Annotated in this window: 8 protein-coding genes and 1 pseudogene; 5 read left to right on the forward strand and 4 right to left on the reverse strand. The window is 42.3% G+C overall.

The features are described from left to right. From AC075J_RS04720 to AC075J_RS04735, 4 genes are all read right to left on the reverse strand, one after another. Window positions 1–810 (reverse strand): murein hydrolase activator EnvC family protein (locus AC075J_RS04720; protein ID WP_476390082.1); only part of this gene is annotated, 810 nt, incomplete at its 3' end. Between the two features lie 193 nt (window positions 811–1,003). After that, window positions 1,004–1,291: a septation regulator SpoVG gene (gene spoVG, locus AC075J_RS04725; RefSeq protein ID WP_055053372.1), complete on the reverse strand. Its 288-nt coding sequence runs from the start codon at window positions 1,289–1,291 to the stop codon at window positions 1,004–1,006. A gap of 49 nt (window positions 1,292–1,340) precedes the next feature. Continuing rightward, a complete protein-coding gene (glgD, locus tag AC075J_RS04730; RefSeq protein WP_026648773.1) occupies window positions 1,341–2,459 on the reverse strand; it encodes a glucose-1-phosphate adenylyltransferase subunit GlgD in 1,119 nt (372 codons plus the stop codon). After that, on the reverse strand, window positions 2,459–3,733 hold the full coding sequence (locus tag AC075J_RS04735) for a glucose-1-phosphate adenylyltransferase (RefSeq protein ID WP_008706943.1): 1,275 nt from the start codon (window positions 3,731–3,733) through the stop codon (window positions 2,459–2,461). The genes glgD and AC075J_RS04735 overlap by 1 nt, the downstream gene beginning before the upstream one ends. A gap of 393 nt (window positions 3,734–4,126) precedes the next feature. Between AC075J_RS04735 and murC the strand changes: the two genes are divergently transcribed. The 5 genes and pseudogenes from murC to AC075J_RS04760 all read left to right on the forward strand — a co-directional run. Then, window positions 4,127–5,506, forward strand: a complete 1,380-nt coding sequence (gene murC, locus AC075J_RS04740) for a UDP-N-acetylmuramate--L-alanine ligase (RefSeq protein ID WP_055199828.1) — start codon at window positions 4,127–4,129, stop codon at window positions 5,504–5,506. A gap of 755 nt (window positions 5,507–6,261) precedes the next feature. Further along, window positions 6,262–7,167: a DnaD domain-containing protein gene (locus AC075J_RS04745; RefSeq protein ID WP_476390083.1), complete on the forward strand. Its 906-nt coding sequence runs from the start codon at window positions 6,262–6,264 to the stop codon at window positions 7,165–7,167. Continuing rightward, window positions 7,133–7,345, forward strand: coding sequence for a hypothetical protein (locus tag AC075J_RS04750; RefSeq protein WP_476390084.1), 213 nt, complete (start codon window positions 7,133–7,135; stop codon window positions 7,343–7,345). Before AC075J_RS04745 ends, AC075J_RS04750 begins: the two co-directional genes overlap by 35 nt. Window positions 7,346–7,413: 68 nt before the next feature. Further along, a pseudogene (locus tag AC075J_RS04755) lies at window positions 7,414–8,399 on the forward strand (ATP-binding protein). A 3-nt stretch (window positions 8,400–8,402) separates the two neighbouring features. After that, the coding region (locus AC075J_RS04760; RefSeq protein ID WP_476390085.1) for a ribose-phosphate pyrophosphokinase-like domain-containing protein at window positions 8,403–9,185 on the forward strand (783 nt) is incomplete at its 3' end.

The following is a 9,185-nucleotide window of genomic DNA, read 5'->3' on the forward strand; positions in this document are numbered from 1 at the left end:
TTCTGCATCCTGTTCCTGTGCCGCTGCCGCCTCTGCTTCGGCCTGTGCCTGCGCTGCCTCTCTGGCTGCTTTTTCCTCTTCTGCCTGCTGCACAAGCTGAGCAATGCTGTTATCTGCATTGTTGATTTCTGCAGTCAGTGCTGCTGCTTCTTCCTGGCTTGCGCTGATCTGGCTTACATAGGAAGAGATGTTATCACTTGTGCTTGCTGCAAGATTCTGAACCTCCTGCTGTTTGGCCGCTCTCTCTTCAAGAAGCTGATCAATAGCAGCCTTCTCTTCCTCAGCAGTTGTTTCCTGATCTTTGATAGTGTTCTGAAGGTTCTCGCATTTCTCCAGCATAGTCCTGTCATACTGGGAAATCTTCGCAACACTCTCTGCATTGTTGAGGAACTCAGAAAGATCCTTAGATGACAGCAAAGTCTCTAATGCAGATGTACCGCCATTCTCATACATATACTGGATGCGGAGCTTCATATCATCATATTGTTTATTTAATGCCTTCTTGGCTTTCTTTAATTCTGTGTGAAGCTGTTTCAGCTCATTCTCTTTCTCTCCGGCCTGTATGCTGAGTTCAGAAATTGCATTAGTCAGGTCTTCATACTGTGTATTCAAATCAGACAGATAGTTCTCCAGCTCCTGCTTCTTGCTCTGAAGGCTGTCAATATTCGCCTGTGTCTGGGCAAGTCCGGCTTCTGCCTGCTGTTTCTGAGCCTGCATATCAGCAATCGCATCTTCTGTTGCATATGCAGTTGTTCCCATGGAAAAAGTAAGCATTCCGGCCAGCAGTAATGAAAAAACTTTTTTCTTCATAAATTAATCACCTTTCTCGTTAATCTGAAACCCAGTATATCATATTTCGTAAAAAAATCAACACTTTTTATTAATTTATGTAATAATTATGTAACATTTTATCTTCACTAATGCTCAGCAAAAAACAGGCACTGCCCCTTTTTCAGAGACAGTGCCTGTGCTTCTTATCTGTTTACAGTTCTTTATTCACCGGTTATTCCGCTTCTGCAGCTTCTTCCGGTTCCGCATCCATAACTTCCTGGAACTTGTCCAGAATGATCGTCTGGATTCTGTCACGTGTTGCAGAATTAATCGGATGTGCAATATCACGATATTCTCCGTCTGTTGCCTTACGGCTTGGCATAGCGATAAATAACCCTTTTTCTCCTTCAATCACCTTGATATCATGTACTACAAATTCATCATCGATCGTTATGGAAACAACCGCTTTCATCTTTCCTTCTTTTGCTACCTTCCTCACACGCACGTCAGTAATATTCATGATACAAATTTACTCCTTTCGATTTACCGAATCTATCCGGCTGTTTTATTTACAGTATATATCTGTCATTTTTCTCCACGACGATCTTCACTTCACCGTCGCCGCAGTAATACGAATTTGCACGAATAGTATCCCGGCTTTCAACAATGCAGTTCTCAATATGAGTATTATCTCCCAGATATACATTGTTTAAAATCACAGAGTTCTTGATCACGCAGTTATTTCCTACAAATACGTCTTTAAAAAGAACGGAATTCTCCACCGTACCATTGATAATACATCCGCTGGCAACCAGGCTGTTCTTCACCTGTGCTCCCGGATTGTATTTTGCAGGAGGCAGATCATCAATCTTTGTCTTAATTGTCGGTTCCTGTTTGAAGAAATAGTTTCTGATCTCCGGTTTCAGAAAATCCATATTTGTCTTATAATATGCTTCTGCTGTGGAGATATTGCTCCAGTATGTGTCAATCTTATATCCATAGATTCTCTTAAGATTCTTGTAGCGGATCAGAATATCCTTTACAAAATCATGTCTGCCTTCCAGCGCAGCTCTCTCGATCAGCTCGATCAGCTGTCTTCTTCGGATAACATAGATACCTGTTGAAATTGTATTATAAGAAGAAACCATTGGCTTCTCTTCAAATTCCTCAATCCTGCAGTCCTCATTCATACGGAGAACACCAAATCTCTCAATCTCACTGGGATCATCGCAGGTAGTGCATACTACCGTAACATCTGCACGTTTCGCAATATGATATTCAAGAACCTTGTTGTAATCCATCTTGTAAACACAGTCGCCGGATGCGATCACTACATATGGTTCATGACTGCTTTTAAGGAATTCCAGATTCTGATAAATAGCATCTGCTGTTCCCTGATACCACAGACTGTTCTCTTTTGTGATCGTAGGTGTAAATACAAAGAGACCACCCTGTTTTCTTCCGAAATCCCACCATTTGGAAGAGCTTAAATGTTCATTCAGAGAACGGGCATTGTACTGTGTCAGAACAGCAACTCTCTGAATATGAGAACTCGCCATGTTGCTCAGTGCGAAGTCGATACTTCTGTAGCTTCCGGCGATCGGCATTGCTGCGATTGCCCTCTTATTTGATAATTCTCTCATGCGGTTATTATTACCGCCAGCCAAAATAATACCTATCGCTCTCATTATTCGTCACCGTCCTTTGCTGTAATTACCTGTCCGCCGGCCAGCTCACCATCAGGATAATCCTCAGGAACAGTTATACCTGAGATTGCTGTATTCTTTCCGATCCTTACATTATCCGGGATCACGCTGCGTTCACCAACCGTAGCAATTCCAAATGCATAAACTGCAGGTTTCAGCACATTCGGTGCTTCCTCACCACATCCCAGTACAACATTGTTTCCAATAGTAACATCCTCGGCAATAATAGCCTTATCCATCTGTACGCCCTCACCAATGGTAGAATTGCGCATGATAATGGAATCGCGGATCACGCTGCCTTTTCCGATCACAACATTTGGTCCGATCACAGAATTATGTATTTCCCCGTAAATTTCTGCACCCTCACCGATCAGACATCTGTCTGTAACCGCATCTGCCGAAATATACTGAGGCGGGATAATATCTCCCTTTGTGTAAATCTTCCAGAATTCTTCATAGAGATTAAATTCCGGAATAATATCGATCAGTTCCATATTGGCCTCCCAATAAGAACCCAGTGTTCCTACATCCTTCCAGTATCCATTGTATTCGTAGGCGAAAAGTCTTTCACCTTTCTCCTTGCAGTATGGAAGAACATGTTTGCCAAAATCACAGCTGTTCTGATCCTTCAGAGACATCAGTGCTTCCTTTAAAGCAGGCCAGCTGAAAATATAAATTCCCATGGACGCCAGATTGCTGCTTGGATGCTCCGGTTTCTCCTCAAACTCCGTAATGCGTCCTATGTCATCTGTTACCATGATACCAAAACGGCTTGCTTCCTCAATAGGTACCGGCATACAGGCAATCGTCACATCCGCTTTATTCGCTTTATGGAAATCAAGCATTACTTCATAATCCATCTTATAGATATGGTCACCGGATAAGATCAGGACATAATCCGGATTATACTGTTCCATGTAATCCATATTCTGGAAGATTGCATTGGCTGTTCCTGTGTACCACTCACTGCTGGTACTCTTCTCGTAAGGCGGCAGTACTGTTACACCACCTTCGTTTCTGTCAAGATCCCATGGAATACCAATTCCGATATGTGTATTAAGTCGCAATGGCTGATACTGTGTCAATACACCTACTGTATCGATGCCTGAATTAATACAGTTACTTAAAGGAAAATCTATGATACGATATTTCCCGCCAAAAGCAACTGCAGGTTTCGCTACTTTTTCTGTCAGTACACCCAGTCTGCTGCCCTGACCGCCGGCCAGAAGCATAGCTATCATTTCTTTCTTAATCATGCAATCACCTCTTGTTGTAGTTATGGTAACTATTCGTCAGTCTGCTGTTTCGCGAGGCACTGAACAGTTACAGGTTATGATTATTTAATTATAACACACTTTTATCTGTTAGTGAACATTATTTACAATTTTTGTTTCTCATTTTTTGTTTTTTTATGATTTTTGCACACGTTTTTTATTGAGTCTGTATTTCCACCGATATATTATTAGGCATTTTTCATATATCCAATGTCGTTTTTTGTAATTTTTTATCAACCAAAAGAAGTCCTTTTCATTTTAAGGCACAGGGAGTATAATAAACAGACAGATAAAACAGTTCCAGTAACTATGCGAATATGTTACAGTTACCGGATTTATAAAGATTTGTAAATAATTAATCAAGGAGAACATACTATGTATCAGATAGATTTTCACAAACCACTTCATATACATTTTATCGGTATCGGCGGCATCAGCATGAGCGGACTGGCCGAGATTCTTCTCGGCGAGGATTTTGTCATTTCCGGTTCCGATTCCAAATCCAGTCCTCTTACGCAGGCACTGGAGAAAAAGGGAGCCACCATCTATTACGGACAGCGTGCCACAAACATTACCGATGACGTAGATGTTGTGGTATATACCGCAGCTATCCATCCTGACAACCCGGAATTTGCCTGTGCAAAGGAAAAAGGACTTCCAATGCTCACACGTGCAGAGCTTCTCGGACAGATCATGAGGAATTATGATACTCCTGTTGCCATTTCCGGAACTCATGGAAAAACAACCACGACATCTATGGTATCTCACATTCTTCTTGCAGGAGACTGTGACCCGACCATCAGTGTGGGAGGTATTCTTCCTGCTATCGGCGGAAACATCCGCGTAGGCAATTCTGAGACTTTTGTCACAGAAGCCTGCGAATACACAAACAGCTTTCTGAGCTTTTTCCCGAAGATCAGTATTATCCTGAATATGGATGCAGACCATCTGGATTTCTTTAAGGATATTGACGATATCCGTCATTCCTTCCGCCGCTTTGCAGAGCTTCTTCCTGCTGACGGTACACTGATCATCAATGCAGATACTCCGAAATATGAAGATATCATCCGGAATCTTCCATGTAATGTGATCACTTATGGTCTGGAACATGATGCAGATTATCAGGCAGCAGATATCACTTATGACAAATATGGACATGCTTCCTTCTCCGTTCTGCGCAATGGCGTTAAGGTTGGCAGCTATTATCTGAAAGTGCCGGGCATCCACAATGTTTCCAATGCACTGGCAGCAATTGCCCTCGGTCATCTTCTTGGGCTTTCCGAAGAAGTGATCATCAAGGGACTTGGAAGTTTCACAGGAACAGACCGCCGTTTCCAGTATAAAGGAGAAGTTGCAGGGGTTACGATCATAGACGATTATGCACATCATCCTACAGAAATTGAAGCAACTCTTCATGCCGCACACAATTATCCCCATAAGAAATTATGGTGTGTATTCCAGCCACATACATATACCCGTACCAAAGCTCTGCTTCCGGAGTTTGCCAAAGCACTCAGCCTGGCAGATCATGTGGTAGTTGCGGATATTTATGCAGCAAGAGAAACCGATACTCTGGGAATTTCTTCTGAAGATCTGCAGAAGCGTATTCAGGAACTGGGAACTCCCTGCGAGTATTTCCCTACCTTTGATGAGATTGAGAATTATCTGCTCTCCAACTGCCAGGAGGGTGATCTGCTCATCACCATGGGAGCCGGAGATGTTGTAAATATCGGGGAGCATCTGCTGGGTAAATAATGTTTCTGCCTGACATAAATATCAGCAATTTACACAGGACAATTCGGAAAATAATTTTTCAGAATTGTCCTGTTTTTTACAACCACCCAACTTATAGCACTTATAGCAATAGAAAATACTGAACACTTGTGTCTCTGTCGACAATTTCCATTAAAAAGTTATAAACATTTTATCCCCCTCAGTTCTTCCTTTATTTATAACAGTTCAGATCACTTATCCACATTTTCCACATCGTTATACACATTTTCATCTGCCTGCATATGTGGATGTATATGTGCATAAATCACTTAACATAATTCGACATTATTCGTCCCCGTAATACTCCGTTTTTCCCTGAAATTCAACATTTTTCAGGTTTCCAATAATATATACCACATTTCACCTTTCCACATTATCCACATTATCCACATTCAAATGTGGATGAAATCTTCGACAAAAATCCCCTATTCTCTTTTAAAAAATGTTGTGCTATAATTCATAGATATCAAGTCAGAGGAAAAATATCTTTTTTTACTCTGACATCTTATTATTATGATATCAGGGTCAAAAAGTCGTTCGTGCTTGCACGATAAGACTTTTGAACTTGGGACCCGCCAAACATGAGAAAGTAGCGATTTACGCAGTAAATCAGCGGATTTCGAATGTTTGAGAATTGTGGGAGCTGCTTTGCAGCGGAGCAATTCGTGGATATCAGGTTAGGGGCAAAATACCTTTTGACCCTAACATCTTATTATTATGAAAGAGAGTGGAAATTCATGGCTATGATCACTTTACAGAATTCCCGCAATGCGGAAGTAACTGTATTAACCAACAATTTCATAGACAACTATATGCCTGGGGCCAATGGAGAATTTGTGAAAGTATATATCTATCTTCTGAGGCTTCTTTCTGACACCTCTGTACCCTTCAGTCTGGAGCAGATGGCTGATCATTTCTTCTGTACAGAACGTGACATTATCCGCGCTCTGAAATACTGGGAGAAAGAGAAACTCCTTACTTTAACCTACAGAAATAACGAAGATATAGCAGATATCATATTGAATGTACCACCTGTAAAATCTGCTGCTTCCGACACACCCGTTTCGACAGCCCCTGTTACAAAAACAGAAACCCGTACTTCTTCTGCACCGGCACAGCCTGTGAAGCAGACCACCAACTCAGCCACTGCACTGTCTCCTGACCGTGTAAAAGAATTAAAGCAAAATGATGAGATCGTACAGCTCCTCTATATCGCAGAACAGTATCTCGGCAAAACGCTCACTCCTACCGAGATGAAAAAGATCCTGTTTTTCTATGATGAGCTGAAATTCTCGCCTGATCTGATCGAGTACCTGATCGAATACAGTGTCAGCCGCGGGCATAAGAGTATGCGTTACATAGAAACCGTTGCTCTTGCCTGGGCAGATGAGGGAATCACCACTGTCACCATGGCAAAAGAGGCAAATTCCCGTTATGCCAAAGAATACTTTACTATTTTTAAATCAATGGGAATCAGCGGACGAAATCCGGTAGATACAGAGATTTCTCTTATGAACACCTGGCTGAATGATTATGGTTTTACCATGGATATCATCCAGGAAGCCTGCAGCCGTACAGTTCTCTCTACCGGACAGCCAAGTTTCCAGTATGCAGATAAAATCCTTTCCGGATGGGAAAGATAAAAATGTCCGTACACTTGCAGATGTCCGGCTCCTCGATGCTCAGCATCAGCGCCAGAAGCTGGAAAAGAATACCCAGCGAAAAGCAGCTTCCAAACCGGCTGCATCAAACCGGTTTAACAATTTCCATCAGCGACAGTACGACTTTAACGAATATGAAAAGAAATTGCTGAATCAGTAACGGCAGTGACATAATCGTCTGAAAGTCACTGAACAGCTACAAAAAAACAAACGAAAGGGTGTGAAGTCATGCCTTTACAGAATTATCAGTATGATACGATCATGCGGGAATACAGCAAGACCCAGTCTCAGAACAGACGTATTCTGGAGGAGCGTACTCAGGAGATTTATAAAAAAATCCCGCGCATCCACGAAATAGATGAAGAGGTTGCCACCTTAAGCGCCAAAAAAGCAAGAGCACTTCTTAAGCGGAGAATCATCAGGTCTTGTGGACCTTAAAGCTGCAATCTCTCTTCTGTCCCAGGAAGCGCAATGCCCTGCTGGTATGTAACTCATATCCGGAGGATTATCTGGAACTTCCATATAAGTGTCCGGTCTGTCAGGATACCGGTTACGTCGGAAGCCAAAAATGTACCTGTTTTAAGAAAGCAGAGATAGAACTGCTCTATACGCAGTCCAATTTAAAAGAAATTCTCAAAAAAGAAAACTTTGACCACTTTTCTTTTGATTATTATTCTGATACAATGAAGAACGAAGCTACCGGACTGACAGAAAGAGAGACGGCCCGGAGAGCTTATGATATTGCCAGAGGTTTTGTGAGAAATTTTGACAGTTCCTTTGAGAATCTGTTTCTTTACGGTGATACCGGTGTGGGTAAGACTTTTCTTTCTCACTGTATTGCTCATGATCTTCTGGAATCAGCACATTGCGTTATGTACTTTTCCGCATTTGATCTGTTTGAACTGCTGGCAGACTCCAAATTCTCCAGAGATAAAACAGAAGGACAGGAATTTGTATTTGACAGCGATCTGCTGATCATCGACGACCTGGGAACTGAACTTACAAACAGCTTTGTCTCTTCCCAGTTGTTTTTGTGCATAAATGAACGCATCATGCGCAGGAAGTCTACGATCATATCAACAAATCTGAAACTGGAAAATTTCTCGGATACTTATTCCGAACGAACCTTTTCGAGAATCGCCAGCAACTACCGTATGGTGAAGCTGGAAGGAAAGGATATCCGTATACAGAAAATTTTTTTAGGAGGAAAATAAAACATGGCACAGGCAACAACTAAAGATTTAACTACACTTCCGGTGGGCAGACTTGGTCTGATCCCCCTGATCAGCTGTAAGGATCTGGGTGAAAAAGTAAATGAATGGCTGATACAGTGGCGTAAAGAGCGCAGCCACGAAGAGCTTGATTCTTTTGCATTTGAGGGTTATCAGAGAGAGTCCTATCTGATACCGGTCCAGACAGCACGTTTCGGTTCCGGTGAGGCGAAATGTACGATCATGGAATCTGTACGTGGTGACGATATCTATCTGATGGTTGATGTATGTAACTACAGTCTTACCTACAGCATCGGACCATACGAGAATCTTATGTCTCCTGATGACCATTTTCAGGATCTGAAACGTGTGATCGGCGCAATCGGCGGCAAAGCCCGCAGAGTAAACGTGATCATGCCTTATCTGTACGAAAGCCGCCAGAATATCCGCAGCGGCAGAGAATCCCTGGACTGTGCAACAGCACTTCAGGAGCTTGTAAGTATGGGTGTGGAAAACATCATCACTTTTGACGCACATGACGCGCGCGTGCAGAATGCAACACCTCTGCATGGATTTGAGACTATACAGCCATCCTATCAGTTTATCAAAGCTCTTCTCAATCATGAGAAAGGACTTCACATCGACAACGATCATTTCATGATCATCAGCCCTGATGAGGGAAGCATGAACCGCGCAATCTATCTTGCCAATATCCTTGGTGTTGATATGGGTATGTATTACAAACGTCTGGATTACTCCAAGAGAATCAATGGACGTCACCCAATCGCA

Source organism: Blautia sp. ZXY-1-C6, from assembly GCF_056339875.1.

Excerpts from the sequence above, each read along its gene's own strand:
- spoVG (WP_055053372.1), bottom strand. The coding sequence starts at position 1,291 with ATGAATATTACTGACGTGCGTGTGAGGAAGGTAGCAAAAGAAGGAAAG.
- glgD (WP_026648773.1), bottom strand. The coding sequence starts at position 2,459 with ATGAGAGCGATAGGTATTATTTTGGCTGGCGGTAATAATAACCGCATG.
- AC075J_RS04735 (WP_008706943.1), bottom strand. The coding sequence starts at position 3,733 with ATGATTAAGAAAGAAATGATAGCTATGCTTCTGGCCGGCGGTCAGGGC.
- murC (WP_055199828.1), top strand. The coding sequence starts at position 4,127 with ATGTATCAGATAGATTTTCACAAACCACTTCATATACATTTTATCGGT.
- AC075J_RS04745 (WP_476390083.1), top strand. The coding sequence starts at position 6,262 with ATGGCTATGATCACTTTACAGAATTCCCGCAATGCGGAAGTAACTGTA.
- AC075J_RS04750 (WP_476390084.1), top strand. The coding sequence starts at position 7,133 with ATGCAGATAAAATCCTTTCCGGATGGGAAAGATAAAAATGTCCGTACA.